The following is a 17,193-nucleotide window of genomic DNA, read 5'->3' on the forward strand; positions in this document are numbered from 1 at the left end:
CACACGCTCACCTCCAACGAAAGTTTCTTGCCTTGCAGCCCCACCAACAGCCGCATGCTCACCTCCAACGAAAGTTTCTTGCCTTACAGCCCCACCAACTGCCGCACGACCACCTTCCAACGAAAGTTTCTTGCCTTACAGCCCCACCAACCGCCGCACGCACACCTCCAACGAAAGTTTCTTGCCTTACAGCCTCACCAACCGCCGCACGACCACCTTCCAACGAAAGTTTCTTGCCTTACAGCTCCACCAACCGCCGCACGCTCACCTCCAACGAAAGTTTCTTGCCTTACAGCTCCACCAACAGCCGCATGCTCACCTCCAACGAAAGTTTCTTGCCTTACAGCCTCACCAACCGCCGCACGCACACCTCCAACGAAAGTTTCTTGCCTTACAGCTCCACCAACCGCCGCACGCTCACCTCTAACGAAAGTTTCTTGCCTTACAGCCTCACCAACCGCCGCACGCACACCTTCAACGAAAGTTTCTTTACTTACAGCCCCCGCCGTACCCATCTCAGCCACCTCCAAGTAAACTTTCTATACTTACAGCCCCCGCCGTACCCATCTCAGCTATTTCCAAGTAAACTTTCTATACTTACAGCCCCCACCGCAACCGTCTCAGCTACTCCAAGTAAACTTTCCATACTTACAGTCCCCGCCGCACCCAGCTCAGCCACCTCCAAGTAAACTTTCTATACCTACAGCCCCCGTCGCAGCTGTTTGTAAGCCAAGTTTCCTTACAGTTGCACCTCACATCATATTGCGCTAATCCACCTCATCCCCCACCACTTCTCCGGCCAAACAACAAAACGCCTGTCCTCCCCGACTATCGGGGAGGACAAGCGTTTTTCAACTACTATATAGGTTACTTCCACACGACCTGCTCGCCATATTGCTTGCCCCAGTCGTACATGAGGCGCAGCACGGGCATCAGGCTCTGGCCGTATGCCGTGAGGGAATACTCGACACGCGGCGGTACTTCGGCATAGACCTTGCGCTCCACCAGTTGGTCTTCTTCCAGCTCGCGCAGTTGGTTCGTCAGCATCTTCTGGGTAATCTGGGGGATCATCTTCTTCAGCTCGCTAAACCGCTTGGTCCCTTCGAGCCCCAGATGCCACAGGATGATAAGCTTCCACTTGCCGCCAATCACAGCCAGCGTCAGCTCTTTCTCACAATTGATCTCCCGCAGGTTGATCCGTTCTTTCAGCAGTTGTGCCATCTGCTCCATCCCCCTTTTCCCCCAGTATACCTGAACCCTGGCGCTTCCGCCACAGGTATGCTCATCGATGACAATGACTACTGAGCGGGAAAAGACTACTCCAGATTGGCGTGGCTGCCGTACATGGTCTTGCCGTCAAGCTCACGCAGTTCCATTAACCGCAGGATTACCGCATCATAGCAGAGCAGCAGTCCCTGTTCGAAAAGCGAACCCATCGGCTGCACCGATAACCGCTCCGGCGCATCGTCTGTCTTCTGCGATGCCGCGAGCTCGATAACCAAGTCCGCTTGCGACGCAAGCGTCGACTTCGGCTGGGTCGTCACCAGCGCGACTGTACCGCCTAATTGCTTCGCTTTGCCGGTCATCGCCACCAGACTCGCGGTCTCCCCGGAGCCCGATCCGAGCACCAACATATCACCGGCTTGCATGCCAGGGGTCGACGTCTCGCCGACTACATGCGCCTTCACGCCCAAGTGCATCAGACGCATAGCAAAGGCTCGACCCATCAGTCCCGATCGCCCCGCTCCAGCGACGAAGACAGCAGGCGCTGCATGCAGCGCCTCCGCCAGTCGATCCGCTTCGCTAGCCGGAATGGCCGAAGCGAGCGCCGTAAGCTCCTGGGCAATCCGGTCCGCCCAATTCTGAACCGCCGACATGAGCTTACGCTCCGCGGACCAGACGCTGCATAGCCGCAGCGACTGCCGGTTTGTCTTCAACACCGGTAATTCCGCCGCCCACAATCACGAGATCGGGCTCAGCCGCGATAACTTCTTCAATGGTGTCGAGCTTGATGCCGCCAGCAATCGCAGTCTTCGCTTTGCTTACGACGCTTTTAATCGTCTTCAGCTCGGCAAACGAATTTTTGCCTGCCGCCTGATGATCGTATCCAGCATGGACACAGATGTAATCCACGCCAAGCGCGTCGATCTCCCGTGCCCGCTTCTCCAGGTTTGGCACATTAATCATGTCCACCATCACTTGCTTGCCTTGTTTCTTCGCTTCTTCTACTGCGCCAGAAATCGTCGAATCATCCGAAACTCCAAGTACAGTAATGATGTCTGCGCCAGCTTCAGAAGCCTTCATGACTTCGTATCCGCCTGCATCCATGATTTTCAGGTCAGCCAATACCTGCAGAGCAGGGAACCGGTCTTTGATTGCCTTCACCGCGTGCAGCCCCTCATTGATAACAACCGGCGTGCCGATCTCTACCACGTCGATATAGGCTTCAACTTCGCTAACCAATTTGATCGCTTCCGGAATATTCACCAAGTCCAATGCCAATTGCAGTTTCATCTATTCATCGCTCCCTATTTGTCGGTATTGAGTACAGGCTCTATTGTAGAGCCCCTCTTTCCGATTAGGAAGTACGCACTTTAAAGTGGCGTAGTTACCAGGAGGATACTATTGTGTCCCACAAGACGTTGCAGCCGCACATGGCCTTGCTGTGCATTACCCTTTAACCGAGCCAATCATGACCCCTTTCTCAAAATACTTCTGCAGGAACGGGTAGAGAATCAACACCGGCAGCGTTGAGACGATAATTACGCCATACTTGATCTGGTCAGCATACCGCTGGGCATAACCGCCCGAAGCGCCTCCCGCACCCGCACCATCCGAGAACACCTGATTCGAGAGCAAGATGTCTCGCAAGATGATCTGCAGCGGCTGCAAATTGTTATCGCGGATATAGATGAGTGCTGTGAAAAAATTGTTCCAATGACCGACCAGGTAATAGAGACCGATCACCGAAATCATTGCTTTGGACAACGGCAGCGCCACCTTGGTAAAGTAGGTGAAATGCGAGCAGCCATCGATCGCCGCCGCTTCGTAGAGCTCCTTGGGCAGCGTATTCTCAAAGAACGTACGCGCAATAATTAGGTAGAACACGTTGACACTGAACGGAATGATAAACACCCAAGGCGTATTGATCATCCCCATGTCGCGAATAATCAGATAGGTGGGTATCAAGCCGCCGTTGAAGAACATCGTGAAGACGAAGATAAACATCAACACGCGTCTTGGTTTGAACTGCTGACGAGACAGTACATACGCTGCGGGCAGTGTAACCAGCAGGTTGACGAGGGTACCAGCAGAGGTGTAGAACAACGTGTTCCGGTACCCCATCCAGATCCGTTCATCCTGGAAGATCTGACTGTAGCCGAAGAAGCTGATCCCTTTCGGAAACAACAGCACCTGTCCTGTAGAAACAAGCGTCGAATCACTAATTGAAGCAATAATAATAAAATACAGCGGATAGGCAATGATCAGAAAAATCACCGAACAGCAAATGAACAAAGCGATGCGAAACGCAAGCTCGCCGCCACTCAGCCGCAAGCGGACCATAGCCTCACCTCCTAGTGTAAAGTAATGCGACTCTTTTACGCCTTGCCCACTCATGAGATACCGCGCTAACGAAACTGGATATCGCTATATGCCACAAAACGATACATTTAGTCAGTTAACGAAACTGGGTAATCTTATATTCCTCCAAAGCGTTTTTTTTGATGGTTTTAGATCAAATAGGGTGATTTAGTTTCGTTAGAGTTTTTTTGTTCTGCTTTTATGCAAAATAAGGTTGTGTAGTTTCCTTACCTCTTGAGGGCCTGGCTTTCGCACCAAGCCCCCTCTCCCTCATAGCGGCCATCAAACGATTTCAACGCACTCCTCTAGAACAAACTCGTATTCGATGCCCGCTTCGAAATCTGATTCATAGTAATCAGAAACGCAAAATTAATCACCGTGTTAAACAATCCAATCGCCGCGGCCAGACTGAACTGGTTGGAGACAATACCAATCTTGTAGACATACGTGGAGATTACCTCCGAGACCGGCAGATTGAGCGAATTTTGCATCAGGAAGATTTTCTCGAACCCGGTGCTCAGAATATTCCCCATGCTCAGGATGAACAGGATAATAATCGTGGGCACCAGTGTCGGCACATCAATGAAACGGACCATCTGCCAACGATTAGCACCGTCGATTTTGGCCGAATCATACAGCTGCGGATCCACACCGGAGAGTGCGGCCAGATAGATGATGCTGCTCCAGCCCGCATGCTGCCATATATCTGAGAGCACATAGGTCGGAATGAATGTGGTCGTCGAACCAAGCCAGTGAATATGACCCAGACCGATGGATTGCATCAGATGGCCAACGATTCCGGTACTTGGAGACAACAGCACATGCAGCATGCCCACGAGCACAATAACGGAGATGAAATGAGGCGCATACACCGTTGTCTGCATCAGCTTTTTCCAGCGGCGGTTCTGAATCTGGTTCAGGACCAGCGCGAGGATAATGGGGGCCGGAAATCCGACCACCAGCGTCGACAAACTGATTAGAAACGTATTACGGATCAGGTCTGTGAACAGATAACTGTCCATGAACTGCTGGAAGTAAAACCAGCCCCGCCACTCCCCGCCGGTCAGTCCTTTGCTGAAATCAAAATCACGGAAGGCGAGCTGAGCGCCATACATCGGAATGTAGTTGAAGATGATAATGACTGCCAGCGCGGGCAGAATCATCACCCATAGCTGATAATCCTGTCTCAGGCTGTTCAAAATGGTTCGCATCGCCGTCCCTCCTCGTAGTTATGACTATTGCTCTTGCAAATGCTCGTCATAATATTGCTGCATAATCTCCAGGTTCCGCTCCAATCCTGCCTTAGTCATCTCATTCACATACCGATCCCACTCCCCATCAATCCCACCGTTGATCACCCACTTGGCAAACGAAGTATCCGCAAGGTTCATCACATTGGTATTGTTCAGGCTGAGCGTGTTATTGTCCTGGGTTGAATATTTGATGAACAGGCCCGGGTAAATATCTCGCATTGGATCGACATCGGCGAGCGCATCGGCCAGTGGTTCAGACTGCGTCAGCACCTCCTGCATGTCCTTGCCCAAGGTCAACTCCATATCGTCCGGAATATAGAAGGCACCATTGTCTGCCCAGGAGGAGGTCCACTTCCAGGTGCCCGGATCCATCTGAGTATCCTGCGGCGGCAACACGCTATACGTACCGTCGCCGTGATCCTCAATATTGGGTCCGATTGAGCCGAAGAGTACCTGGATGCCGACCTCCGGATCATACAGCTCGTTAATAAAACGCATGGCGGCTTCCTTATTTTTGGATGTTGCCGACATCACAATTTGATTGGAGCCATAATTCAAGTTAAACGCATCATAACTCCAGGATACCTCTGCTCCTGGTGTTGCCTGCAACGGAGGCATCGAGGTGTATTGGGACGCTACTTGTTCCCCGAAGCGGTCAGAGGCTACCCAGCCCCAAGTGAATCCGACTTTTGCTGTATCGCCCGTACCTCGGGCAAGTGCCTGATACTTCGTATAATCACTCGTAAACACTTCTGGGTTAATCAGTCCTGCCGCATACAGCTTGTTGAGGAAACCGATGACTTCCTTGAACCGCTCGTCAACCAGGAAGTTCTTCACTTCCCCGTCCTCCACAAAATACCCTTGACCGCTTACTTCAGCGGAGATGGTAATGCCCATGCTTCCGAGCAGCACTGCTGGGTTGAAATACCCTCCGATCCCTCCCGGCCAGTCCATTGGAATCTCATCGTTCGGATTGCCGTCCCCATTGGCATCCTCATTCTTGAATGCCAGGAGCACATCATAGAGCTCATCCCAGGTGGTTGGCATATCCAGACCTAGATTATCGAGCCACTGCTGATTAATGTATTGGCGTGTGGACGAATCGGGCCAATATCGCTGGTATTTAGGCAGACCATAAATTTGACCGTCTCGCTGCGTCGCTATACTTAGAGTTTCGGGTTTTTCTTCGAACATCCGCTGCACATTAGGCGCCAGCTCCATGAACTCATTCAAATCCTGGAACAGTCCCTGGAATTGGGCAAAGTCCGAATCCGTAATGACATTGGCACCAACAAACAAATCCGGGACATCGCCACTGGCGAGCATCGTTCCCTTCATCTGATCCCAGTCTGCAGAAATTTCCTGCCAGTCGATCTTCACGCCTGCAGCTGCTTCCACCTCTTGCAGCCATTCCATCTCGGCAACCGGCTTAGTGAGTGCATGCTTGACGACGATCCCTTTTAATCGTACCGGTGTGGTGCCGTCCCCTGCTTCCCCTGCATTGTCCGAGTTGGAGCAAGCAGCGAGGACAGTTGTGGAGACCAAGACGAGCGTGAGCGTCATACCTAATGTTTTGCGCATCATTCATTTTCCCCCTACCTATTTGGATTTGTGCCAAGCGAGCAGCTGTGAGGCACTATCGATCTGGCTGCAGTGAGGCGTCCTGCTCTTGCGGCCACCTTACTGTACCCCGCCGTTTCAGCTGAGGTAAACGGGCAGTTTTTGAACGCTTTCATTTTTTGAAAGCGGTTTAATTAAAAAGGTCGTAAAACGCTTTCAGAACAGTCATACCAAGGCTTTTGAAAAAATGACACCTTTGAAATTTTGCCTATTCCAGGTTCCAAAAAGCAAGAAGGCTGTCAACCACCGAATGCGGCGGACAGCCTTCCTTGCACGCTACTCATTTGTGGGAATCACGATACTGTCCCGGCGTTATGCCGACGATTTTTTTGAAGGTACGGATGAAGCTGGAGGTGTTGGTATACCCCACTTGCTCCGCTACTGCAACAAGCGTATCGTCCGTTTCTCGCAGCAGCTGCTGTGAGCGGCTGACCCGCATGCGGTCAACCGACTCCTTGAAATTGTGCCCCACAGCTTTTTTGAAATGATAGCTGAAGCCTGACAGAGACATCCCAAAATGATCGGCCATGAACTGCAAGGAGAAATCTGGATCAAATGCACGGCTCTCCAGCAAGTCCAAAATGTCTTCCGGTGCTGCACTGCGGGGCGTTGGCAGTGTTTCTTGAATAATGTCGCATAGCTTGCCTGCCGTATCCCGAAGGATATCGGCCATCTGGCTGATGGTATACGTATGCTGCAGAACCGCATCGGTTAGGCGCAGCAGATTGGCATCATCCTGCCGGAAGCGCTGCAGGCCAGAGAGCAGAATGCTGACCGTATTGGCATAGACACTCCTCACCCGGTAAGGCGGCATGCCTTCACCGCTCATGTAATCGATCAAGCGCTCTAATACCGAGCGCACCATCAACGGCTCATTCTTCATAATCGCCATCTCCAACGATTGCAGCAGCTCCGCCGAATACGAAACCGAACCGCTCTGCGGCTCCCGGATGTCGGCAAAGGCCAGAACCGCGGGTGTCTTGCGCAATCGCAGATGCTCCGCAGCGCGCAGCGCTTGCAGGTACGAATGATGAGCCCCGCTTGGCGAAGCTGCTGATTCCGGTTGACCGACGCCAATCAGCGGCGCCACACCCAGCTCCCCATTCAGACGTTGCTGTAACTCCCCAATCCTGTCGAGCACCGGATCACCTTCTTCATGGTTACACAGATAGACGTACTCCTGCGGATAAATACTCGCGAATAGATGCGTATCTTGGGATTCCACGGTCTGCTGCTCCTGCCGAATGGCAGCATCGAGCTCCTCCTGATCCGGCGGATCACCTGCAAAGCTCAGAATAGCTGCGGTCACACAGGTCTTGCTCAGCGGTGACATTCCGTGAAGGCAGCCTTGGGTCTGGAATTCCTCCCAGGTGGTGAAATGCCCGCTGACCAAATCAAACAATACGGATTCCCGAACGATCGGCAGACTTCGCTTCACCTCTTCGTCCAACCGGGTGTTGTCACTGGACAACTGATCCAATGTGTACCGGATCATTTCCACCTCATGCATGGCCGGCAGACTGCGATGCTGGAAGACATCCGTCGCCATTTTCACAAGCCGCTTGATCGGCTGGACATTTTTTTGGAGCGAGATATAGATAACGAGAACCTCGACCAGTAGGATCAGGACGAAAATCATAACCGAATTCCACTGAATGGTCCGAATGCTCTGCAGTGACTCGGTAAGCGGCAGCAGACTGATATATTGCCAGCCGTTCAGATTCGAGGCGCTATGCGACACGATATAGGATTTGCCATCCAACCGGTGGATCGCCGTACCGCCCTGCTCCTCCTTCAGCCCGTTCACCAATTGCTCGAATTCCAAGGTCTCACTGTATTCCGGTTGATGGGTTGATACCAGAGGCCTCCCTTGCTCATCGAAAATAAAGAATGCACCGTTATACGAATCCGAAACCGAGTTGACCATCCGGATAATCGTGCTCTCCAGCACCTGAATGAGCAAAACACCAGGCGACTGCTCACCGCCTCGCGGCATTGGCAACAGGAAGGTCATCAGCCGGGCCCGGTTATTGCCGGGAATAATAACATCCTCTACCCCTCGAACCTCTGGCACCGAGAGCTTATTGAGCTCGGCGAACATGTCTCCATGGGGCCAGGCTTCATAGTAATACCCGATCCCCCGCCGGTTGAAGTCCTCAACCGTGTACATGTTACCGGTCTTGGAGAATATGTAATCCACTTCTTTGAGATACAGCAGCGTATTATAGACGAAGCCGTCCGTTGCGTTGTATTTGCGCATCTCATTGGCGATAATATATCGGTGATAATCATCATGCGGTGCCAGATACATCTTCAGATCCCGGTTGCGCATCAGCTCGTGCGGCAGATCATAGACATAACGCGTGAAGATGTCCATGGCATGGGTGAATTGCTCCGTCACATGCGTATTCCAAGCCATCTCTTTTTCCTTAGCCGCTTGCGTCGAGTTTGGGTAGTAATAGAGCAGGATGCTGGCAACCGGCAGGATAAATACCAACGCGTATGACAAAAGAAACTGGAGTAACAAGTTGCCCTTGGTTCTTCTCAACAGGCTATCCCTTCCTTTCCGGCTGGAGACAGCCACAAGCATGTAAACGAATACAAAACCGCTGCCATTCATTCTAAACTAAAGGCTTTTACCACTCAAAAAACGAATCCTCAATCAGCTTGCCAAACATGCTACCAGCTCTTCACTAATCATGATCTTCCTCCTCTGCGGCTCGCTTACGGGCAAGCTATCTGCCATCTATTTTACCCGCACCACGAGGGAGGTTCAATCAGAAAACCCGCAACATACCTGCCAGAGTTAGCAAGCCTGTTGCGGGTTTATAGGGGAATAATTGTCATTATGATATTAATTGTCCATAGCTCCTGGCTTGAGTGCAGACATGGGTCTGTAGATCGCATCCCAGCCACCCGGGATAGCCCCCATATCATCACAGTAAAATGCGTTAATGTACGATGATACCCGCTCTATCTTGTCTTCGATCAGCACCTCACGGATCTCTGATGGTTTCATGGGTTTCCCTTGCCCCTCTATTTGACCGAAGGAGCTCAGGGAGACGAACATCTCCGGGCTTTTCCGATAGGAGCACCGCCCAGGATAACGGGGCGCGCTGCCCGAATCGTATTTTGACAATTTGACCCGTCCTTCATAATCCATGAGCAGAGCAGCCGCATCCAGCTCCATCACTGCAAGTGTCAACGTTGGCTCTCTACGAGTATAGCTCTCAACCATGTGCCAGCAGTCCCGCTTGGTCAGCCAGCAGAACACATGCTTGTCCAGATAGGCATGAAAAGCTGTATCCGATACACCAGGAGCCATCATCGCCTCTGGAATCCGGAGATGTGCGTTAAGCGTCACCTGGCGGCCTTCATAGTCAACAATCGTAGGCTTGTGCCGCCGTATGCCTGACAGCTGTGGGGCCAGGAGATCACTCGAAAGCAAGCTGTCCGTATCTGCAATATGCGCCAAATTGGCAGCCCGCGTCACATGATACAGATTCGTCCGCCCTCTGCTTCGCGTGATGGATGCAACAACCTCTGTCAGATGATTCATCGTCATTCTCCTTGATAAGGCATATGATATTACACCTTACCTAGACTTGCCTTTATTAGGGGCGAATAATCCCCGAGCGCAGCGCCCGCAGGCGGGCTTGACACTCAGGAGCCGTTAGCATGATGCAGCAGGACCACAACACGTGAGATCATTCCTTGGCTGGAAGATTATAAGTCAGCATCCATCCCCCTTTACCGCATTTTCAACGATGATTACCAATAATCCCGCTAGCTCTTGCTCCGCCTCCCGCAGCAGGTCCAACACGCGTTCAGCATCGTTGCCTAACCTATTCCGGCTAGCTCCGAAGTTCACCCACCGAATGATCAGCGGCAACGCAATCCCGCCTGTCAGTGCATCCCAGAGTGCATCAAGATTCGCACCATAATGATCCGGCAGCTCCAGCCGTTCCGCCAATTGCGTGTGCAGGTCCGCTAACGTTGTCATGTCGGCTCCGTCCAGAATGACTTCCTTCATTCCCGTATCTCCTCTCACTCGATTTGCTCGAAGGTTTTGTAATGGTCCGCGGTGTAGTAGATCAGCCCGTCATTGGAATAGACAATCCGTTCGGCCCCGCGATGCCCGCCCTCATAACCGAGGTCCGCTTCGTACCACTGCCTTCCCTTACGATCCGGCAGTAGCCCTTCGCGGTTGTGGAAACGATCACCGCCAATGCTCATCCCTGGTGCAATCTCATGCAGATTGCCCTTTTGGGGATCCCAACCTTGCTCCCTGGCTTGCTGCTTGGTTAGATAATAGTCAGGCAATTCGCCATGCGCTCGGAGATAGTCTGCCACCTCCTCATAATGCGCGCCTGTAGCAGATGACGAAGATGAGGATGGAGGCGAGGTAGATTGATCCGCTGGCGTATCGAGCACGAGCCCACAACCCGCGAGCAGCACGAACACCAGTCCAAGTAACATCAGCGGTTTCAAGGAGTGGCGCATACCAGCCAGAAGAGTCGAGTAAAAACGTTTCATGATGTGCTCCTTTCAGAAATGGTGTGTGCCTTGCGTGCTCGTATTGGAGCGGATAATTTACAACTAGTGCTTCTAGTTTCTGAAAGATAGTGAATCGTAAGTGCAATTATACAATTATTCAAGCGTGATTCTCCTTTAATTTTCCAATTACATTTAAAGTAGTTGTACTTTTACACTTAGCTGCTGGCAGAAGGCTGTTAGTATTGGGTTTGGCATGCTGTACGCTTTATCCTACTATACTCGCTATTAAGTTGACCAGAGCAGAGTGCATAGCCAGAAGCAAAACAGCCATCCCCCGTCCTCGCAAGGACTAGAGATGGCTGTTCACTTAACCTTCAATCGATAACTAGCTGCGATCCATCATCCGCTGGAGCACCACAATGGCTTCGGCGCGAGTGGTGATGCCTTGCGGCTCAAAGCGGTTCGCGCTCCGGCCCTGGATGAGGCCTTCGGCTGCCGCTACGGCCACGAAGCCTTTGGCCCAGGCCGGAATTAACGGTTCATCGGCGAAGGCCGTCGTCCCGGTTCCTGGCGTCAGCCCGATTGCCCGGATGACCATCGTGGTCATCTCCGCACGGGTGATGCTGGCACCCGGACGGAAGGTGCCATCCTCGAAGCCGTTTACAATACCCGCCTCCACTGCTAAGGCGACAGCGTCACGCGCCCAAGGCCGGATCGATGCCTGGTCAGCGAAGTCCAGTTCAGCATCCGAGCCTCCCGAGCCTTGCAGACCAAGCGCTCGTACAAGCAACTGTGTAAACTCGGCACGCGTCACGGCTGCATTTGGCCGGAATGTCTGATCCGGGTAGCCTTCCGCCAGACACTGCTCCGTCGCACGGACGATCTGCGCAGCTGCCCAGTGACCGGTGAGATCACTCAGTGGTATTGCTGGACATACCGGAGTCGTTACCGGAGGCTGAATTGGCTCCTCTTCGGTTGGCGGCTCTTCCTCTGTTGGCGGCTCCTCGTCCGGACCTGGGCCAACTGGCGGTGGATACACCGGTGGCGGGTTCGTGCCCGGATTCTGCACAACCGCTGTTACTGTCAATGCCTCACCAGCAGCGCTCTCGTGATGCAGACGATCTACCGCCGTCACCACATACGTATACTGGCTTCCCGCTGTCACTTCGCTATCCGTGTAGCTCATACGGTCTGCATTCTTCCGAACCACGGCGTGAATAGTGGACGGATCATCCACTGATGGTGTCGTCACACCCTCGTTGCGGTAGATCACATAGTAAGCCGTGTTCTCGTCCTGATCCGCCCAGCTCAGCTGCATTGCTTGGTTGCTGTAGCTGCCGCTCAGCTGGCCGGGGCGAGCAGGCGCTTCTCCGCCCAACCACGGCATGGTCGGCACCAGTGCAGGCTGCTGCTGGTACTCCCGCAGAATTTGCTGCAGATGTGTTTTGGCGAGCAGATCGCGGGTCGTAAACTGAATACTTCCGTTCACATGCTCGAAGTTCAGATTGTACCGCATCTGATTGATGATCTCATAAGGATCGGTGAAATTCTCGTTATCATCAACCTTATATGCCGCGTGCCCGATATACAGGTGGGTGTTGGCATTGTGCTCCTCAATCAGATCATCCCACCATTCTACCAGCACCTCGTAGGCCGCCGGCGAGAAGCCAAAGTTCCAATAGATCTGTGGGGCTACATAATCGATCCAGCCTTCGATGACCCATTTGCGGATATCCGCATGCAGGTTATCATAGCTTGGCTGACCTGCGGTCGTGTCGGAGCCGTTCGGATCCACTGATTTATTGCGCCAGACACCGAACGGACTGATCCCGAATTTGACGTAAGGCTTCTCTGCCTTAATGGATTCATTCAGCCCCTCGATCAACGTGTCCACATTATCTCTGCGCCAAGCATTGATATCCTCGTAGTCACCGCCGAACGTATCAAATGTTCTTTGATCGGGATACCCTTCCCCATAATAACGGTTCGGATAGAAGTAGTCGTCGAAGTGGATGGCGTCGATGTCATAGTTTGCTACGACCTCGTCCACGCTCTCCGTGATGTAATCGATCACTTCCGGATGCCCCGGATCAAAGTACAGTCTGCCGTTATAATTCATGACCCAATCCGGATTCATTCGCGCCGGATGATCCTCGGTCAGGCGATTGACATCGGCATGCATGCTGATCCGGTAAGGATTGAGCCAGGCGTGGAACTCCAGGTTGCGCTTGTGCGCTTCTTCAATCATGAAAGCCAACGGGTCATAACCCGGGTCCTTGCCCTGCTCGCCCGTCAGCCAATGCGACCATGGTGCCAGCTCGGAGCGATAGAATGCATCAGCCGTTGGCTTAATTTGGACAATAACAGCATTCATGCCCATAGACTGGTGGAAATCCAACAACTCTATGAAGTCCTGCCGCTGCTGCTCTGGATCATAAGTTTTGGGCCAGTCGATCTGCTCCACGCTCGCAATCCAAGCCGCGCGCAGCTCTCGCTTCGGCTGCTCGATATCCGGTTTGTTGACGACGACGGTGAAGCTGGCACTCTTGCCTTCAAAAGTTGCCGTAATGCGCGAGATGCCCATCGTCAATGCCTCAAGGACGCCTTCGGAGCTCACCGAAACTACGGCAGGCTGGCTGGACGTGAATGTGACCCCCTCCTCCAGCTCCACATCACCCGTATTGTAGATACCGGTGACAATTGCCTCGGTAGTGCCGCCGATTTCCATCGGTCCCAGACCGCTCAGTTCAATCCGATCCAGCACAGGAATCTGCACGCCGACCCCAATGTTCAGCGTAGCTGACTGCCCACGATACTGGGCCGTCAGCGTAACCGTACCCTCACCGCGTGCTTCTATGACACCTTGCTCATTAATGACTGCCACACTCTCATCACTGCTCGAGTAGGTCGCCCCTTGCAGGATGCTCACTCGCTCGCCACTGTCCGCCATAATGGCCATCAGCGAGGTCTCTACCTGATCTGCAACTCTTAGCTCCGCTGGCCCGGTGAACTGCAGCTCCTGAACGACAGGATCGCTGTCGCTGACTGTCAGCAGGTAGCTGGCTTCGAAGCCCCCGGCCTGTGCGGTGATTCGTGTCGTCCCCGGTGTCAGAGCTTGCACAAGTCCTTCGCCATTAATGGTTGCCACGGCAGGATCCTGACTGGCATAGACGATGCCACTATCGATCCGTTGAGGGGCCACAGCATTTTGCCGAGTCTCAAATAACGATGCATTCAGTGACTCGCCTGTTTTCATCGGTGCAAGTCCGTTCAGGTCTAACCCATACACTCCGTTGGTATCGCCATAGAATACACTGATGCGATCCAGATAGACGACGCCATCGGTTTTGTTATCGTTGTTGGTTTGGGTCATATAGACACGCCGCAGCTTGATGTCGGTGACATCCGAATCCCGTAGTGCAGCAGGCAGATCAGCGACAATATAACGCCACCCGGTCCAGTTGAATCCCGATCCGGTTGTGAGATCGGTAATAGCCGAGTTAATGGGTGTCGTCCCCTTCATTCCCGTAAATTCAGCGCGCAACCAATGCTTGTTGTTGCCGTCGCCGTGCACCCACAGGCCAATCTTGGTCGGATTGCCTGGCAGCTGTCGGTACGACGCGTTATCTGGCTGCCACAGATTGACATAAGCTGCCGCTGTCCCGCTCTCAACACCGACGAATTCGTACCTCAGCTTCGCCGAATGTTCACCATACATGACAGGCTCCGGACGGCTGGCCATCTCCAGTGTGACGCGCGCCCGGACACCGCTCGCACTCACGCCGCCAGCCTCGAAATCTTCAACTATAAAGGCAGGGGCATCAGGCTGATTCAGCAGTGCCGCCTCGGATGAATCCTCTGTCGCAAGCTCTCTCTCGTGGTGTTCAACTGGGATTGTAGTTAACTCTTCTGCGGTTTCGTTAGCTTCGTTAGTGCCACCGTCTTGCGATACGCCGGCTGCACCAGCGATGGTGGAGAACAGAAATGAGAAGATAAGGACAAGGACAGTCAGACCATGCAGCTTGCGATAAGGCAGATTCATCGGTTGGATCTCCTCCTCGGATATGGGTATATACGATCAGGGCAGCGCTAGCTTGCCCATGATTGTTGGTCGTGAGGCTCCTGTTGCAGCAGGAAGGTTGTTCGGCATGCCCTGCAGAAAATCATGGCCCAGCACAGCGAAGATCACCGCTTCCTTGGCATCCTCCGGCAGGCCCAGCTCAGTAGAGGTTAGCACCTTTTGGCCGGGAAGCTGCTCTGTAAGTTGACGCATAAGGGTACGATTATGGGCGCCGCCACCACTGACAATCACTTCTTCCACGCTGGTTCGGGGGATAATAAAGTGATTAAAGGCCATTGATATCGACATAGAGGTAAGCGCCGTCACCGTGGCAACCGTATCTGCACTGGACAACCCCTCATCAGCCGCTTGGCGCAGCACTTCAGCCGCATAGACCGCGCCGAACAATTCACGCCCGGTTGACTTGGGCGGTGGTGCCGCAAAATAAGGATGCGCCAACCATTCCTCTAACAGCGTTCTGTCTGGCGTCCCTTGGGCTGCCCATTCTCCCCCTTTGTCATAGGTCATGCGGCCGTCGGTGAGACTCAAGACGACTTGATCCATAATCATGTTGCCCGGTCCCGTGTCAAAAGCGATGACATCCTTGGCTTCCGCCCCTGCGGGCAAGACTGTGCAATTGCCAATGCCGCCAATGTTCTGAAGCAGGCGACCTCGCGAGGGATGCCCGAACAGCATGAGATCACCGTACGGAACAAGCGGCGCGCCTTGGCCGCCAACTGCCAGATCAGCGGGACGATAATCACCGACCACCACACATCCTGTGCGCTTGGCAAGCACCGACAAATCACCAATTTGCAGCGTGCTGCTGGGCAGGAACGGGTCTGAGGCGGCCGAGTCCGGCATATGCCAGATTGTCTGACCGTGCGAGCTGATGAAGTCGACCTCTGCCACCGTCAGCCCCGCCTCACGGACAGCTGCGAGCGCGCAGTCGGCGAACAACCGTCCGAGGTAGACATTCATGCCTGTGAGCGCCGCCACATCCGATGAACCGGGACTGCACAGACGCTTGAGCTGCTCCCTCAGGTCATCCTCGTATGGCGTTGATACAAAATGAAGCAGCTCCACAGTCATTCCTTTTCCACTGCCTGTTAAATTCACCACCGCAGCGTCGACGCCATCGAGCGAGGTCCCTGACATTAAGCCGACACCAATCCGGCTGCTGCCCGCAGGAGAGTACGCGTCATAGATTCTCATCCCAGATTACCTCCCCGGCGGAGCCGCTCCAAGGCCATTATTGCTGCACCGTGTGCCGCATCCTGCTGCTGCGGGACGACTGCTAGTCCGGGCAAAACTGATGCTAGCTGATTCGTGAAGGCTTCCCGCACAAACCGGTTAACCGTCAGCACACTGCCGAGCATAGCCAAGGGCCCCGTCTGTAAATCCAGGCGGTCCGCAACAGCTCTTACAAGAGGTACGAGACCTGCAGCGCTTGCTTGTGCAATCTCCAGTGCCTGGGTATCCCCTGCTTCACAGGCGATCGTTAGCAGTGGAGCCAGGGCGGCGATGTCTTTTTTGGTGCGACCCGAATCATAAACATAACCTACCAGCGCCTCTACCGTTGTGATAGCGAGTTGATCATATACGAGTTCTGTAATCAGAGTGGGGGAACATCGGCCATCTGCCGCTTGCACGACTGCCGCCAGCAGATCCCGGCCGATGCTGTAGCCACTCCCACTGTCATCGATCAGATGACCGTAACCACCTGCCCGGTGCGTAGCCCCTGTGCCGTTACGACCGTAGCAGATGGAGCCGGTGCCAGCGATGAGAATCACCCCGGCCTCCCCGCCATGGGCGCCATATAAGGCTGTCTCATGGTCGCCGACGAGCATCAGCTCGCCTTCGTAGCCGGCGGCGCGAAGCGTGTCCTCCAACCAGCCCGCTACCCGGGGATGACTGATACCGGCAGCTCCAATACAGATGACTCTGCATGAGGCCAAGGCCTCTCCGCCATTCGAAGTGATTGCCTGACCTATCCGCTCTGCCAACCCGATTAGAGTAGCCGTCACTGTGGCTTCTTCCTGGCCGTTATAATTAAGCGGTCCGACAGACAACGTCTGGATCACTTCACCCTTTTCAGTTGACACCACCACTTGGGTACGAGTACCTCCGCCGTCTATTCCTGCTACATAGTTCATCCGCATCCCCCCTTCCTATTGACAA

Annotated in this window: 13 protein-coding genes; all 13 read right to left on the reverse strand. The window is 53.6% G+C overall.

The annotated features are described in order from the left end of the window. Positions 1-867: 867 nt before the first annotated feature. Positions 868-1,221: a winged helix-turn-helix transcriptional regulator gene (locus tag F556_RS0108465; protein ID WP_026297177.1), complete on the reverse strand. Its 354-nt coding sequence runs from the start codon at positions 1,219-1,221 to the stop codon at positions 868-870. 95 nt (positions 1,222-1,316) lie between these two features. Continuing rightward, positions 1,317-1,877 carry a 6-phospho-3-hexuloisomerase gene (gene hxlB, locus F556_RS0108470; RefSeq protein ID WP_020616501.1) on the reverse strand — a complete coding sequence of 187 codons (561 nt, stop codon included), beginning with the start codon at positions 1,875-1,877 and terminating at the stop codon, positions 1,317-1,319. A gap of 4 nt (positions 1,878-1,881) precedes the next feature. After that, positions 1,882-2,514 carry a 3-hexulose-6-phosphate synthase gene (gene hxlA, locus F556_RS0108475; RefSeq protein WP_020616502.1) on the reverse strand — a complete coding sequence of 211 codons (633 nt, stop codon included), beginning with the start codon at positions 2,512-2,514 and terminating at the stop codon, positions 1,882-1,884. Between the two features lie 156 nt (positions 2,515-2,670). Further along, a complete protein-coding gene (locus tag F556_RS0108480; RefSeq protein WP_020616503.1) occupies positions 2,671-3,564 on the reverse strand; it encodes a carbohydrate ABC transporter permease in 894 nt (297 codons plus the stop codon). A 323-nt stretch (positions 3,565-3,887) separates the two neighbouring features. Further along, the gene (locus F556_RS0108485) at positions 3,888-4,793 is read right to left on the reverse strand and encodes an ABC transporter permease (protein WP_020616504.1); all 906 of its coding nucleotides are present in this window, start codon (positions 4,791-4,793) and stop codon (positions 3,888-3,890) included. A gap of 24 nt (positions 4,794-4,817) precedes the next feature. Then, complete coding sequence (locus tag F556_RS0108490; protein ID WP_026297178.1) at positions 4,818-6,416, reverse strand: extracellular solute-binding protein; 1,599 nt, start codon at positions 6,414-6,416, stop codon at positions 4,818-4,820. Between the two features lie 319 nt (positions 6,417-6,735). Beyond that, positions 6,736-9,003, reverse strand: coding sequence for a helix-turn-helix domain-containing protein (locus F556_RS0108495; protein WP_026297179.1), 2,268 nt, complete (start codon positions 9,001-9,003; stop codon positions 6,736-6,738). Between the two features lie 306 nt (positions 9,004-9,309). Beyond that, complete coding sequence (locus F556_RS0108500; protein ID WP_020616507.1) at positions 9,310-10,014, reverse strand: DUF7002 family protein; 705 nt, start codon at positions 10,012-10,014, stop codon at positions 9,310-9,312. Between the two features lie 174 nt (positions 10,015-10,188). Continuing rightward, positions 10,189-10,488, reverse strand: coding sequence for a barstar family protein (locus tag F556_RS0108505; protein WP_020616508.1), 300 nt, complete (start codon positions 10,486-10,488; stop codon positions 10,189-10,191). 14 nt (positions 10,489-10,502) lie between these two features. Then, positions 10,503-10,991, reverse strand: a complete 489-nt coding sequence (locus F556_RS0108510) for a ribonuclease domain-containing protein (protein WP_020616509.1) — start codon at positions 10,989-10,991, stop codon at positions 10,503-10,505. 346 nt (positions 10,992-11,337) lie between these two features. Then, entirely contained in the window at positions 11,338-14,994 is a 3,657-nt protein-coding gene (locus F556_RS33585; RefSeq protein ID WP_020616510.1) for a family 10 glycosylhydrolase, read from the reverse strand. 36 nt (positions 14,995-15,030) lie between these two features. After that, positions 15,031-16,227 (reverse strand): anhydro-N-acetylmuramic acid kinase, encoded by a 1,197-nt coding sequence (locus F556_RS0108520; protein WP_020616511.1) that lies wholly within the window; start codon positions 16,225-16,227, stop codon positions 15,031-15,033. Continuing rightward, positions 16,224-17,168, reverse strand: coding sequence for an N-acetylglucosamine kinase (locus F556_RS0108525; RefSeq protein WP_020616512.1), 945 nt, complete (start codon positions 17,166-17,168; stop codon positions 16,224-16,226). Before F556_RS0108525 ends, F556_RS0108520 begins: the two co-directional genes overlap by 4 nt. Between the last annotated feature and the right edge of the window lie 25 nt (positions 17,169-17,193).

This window comes from Paenibacillus daejeonensis DSM 15491 (assembly GCF_000378385.1).
GTDB classification, from domain to species: Bacteria; Bacillota; Bacilli; order Paenibacillales; family Paenibacillaceae; genus Paenibacillus_D; species Paenibacillus_D daejeonensis.

What these genes read in the sequence shown, in the direction of transcription:
- F556_RS0108500 (WP_020616507.1), bottom strand. Translation starts at nt 10,014, where the DNA reads ATGAATCATCTGACAGAGGTTGTTGCATCCATCACGCGAAGCAGAGGG.
- F556_RS0108520 (WP_020616511.1), bottom strand. Translation starts at nt 16,227, where the DNA reads ATGAGAATCTATGACGCGTACTCTCCTGCGGGCAGCAGCCGGATTGGT.
- F556_RS0108465 (WP_026297177.1), bottom strand. Translation starts at nt 1,221, where the DNA reads ATGGCACAACTGCTGAAAGAACGGATCAACCTGCGGGAGATCAATTGT.
- F556_RS0108490 (WP_026297178.1), bottom strand. Translation starts at nt 6,416, where the DNA reads ATGCGCAAAACATTAGGTATGACGCTCACGCTCGTCTTGGTCTCCACA.
- hxlA (WP_020616502.1), bottom strand. Translation starts at nt 2,514, where the DNA reads ATGAAACTGCAATTGGCATTGGACTTGGTGAATATTCCGGAAGCGATC.
- F556_RS33585 (WP_020616510.1), bottom strand. Translation starts at nt 14,994, where the DNA reads ATGAATCTGCCTTATCGCAAGCTGCATGGTCTGACTGTCCTTGTCCTT.
- F556_RS0108505 (WP_020616508.1), bottom strand. Translation starts at nt 10,488, where the DNA reads ATGAAGGAAGTCATTCTGGACGGAGCCGACATGACAACGTTAGCGGAC.
- F556_RS0108510 (WP_020616509.1), bottom strand. Translation starts at nt 10,991, where the DNA reads ATGAAACGTTTTTACTCGACTCTTCTGGCTGGTATGCGCCACTCCTTG.
- F556_RS0108480 (WP_020616503.1), bottom strand. Translation starts at nt 3,564, where the DNA reads ATGGTCCGCTTGCGGCTGAGTGGCGGCGAGCTTGCGTTTCGCATCGCT.
- F556_RS0108525 (WP_020616512.1), bottom strand. Translation starts at nt 17,168, where the DNA reads ATGAACTATGTAGCAGGAATAGACGGCGGAGGTACTCGTACCCAAGTG.
- F556_RS0108485 (WP_020616504.1), bottom strand. Translation starts at nt 4,793, where the DNA reads ATGCGAACCATTTTGAACAGCCTGAGACAGGATTATCAGCTATGGGTG.
- hxlB (WP_020616501.1), bottom strand. Translation starts at nt 1,877, where the DNA reads ATGTCGGCGGTTCAGAATTGGGCGGACCGGATTGCCCAGGAGCTTACG.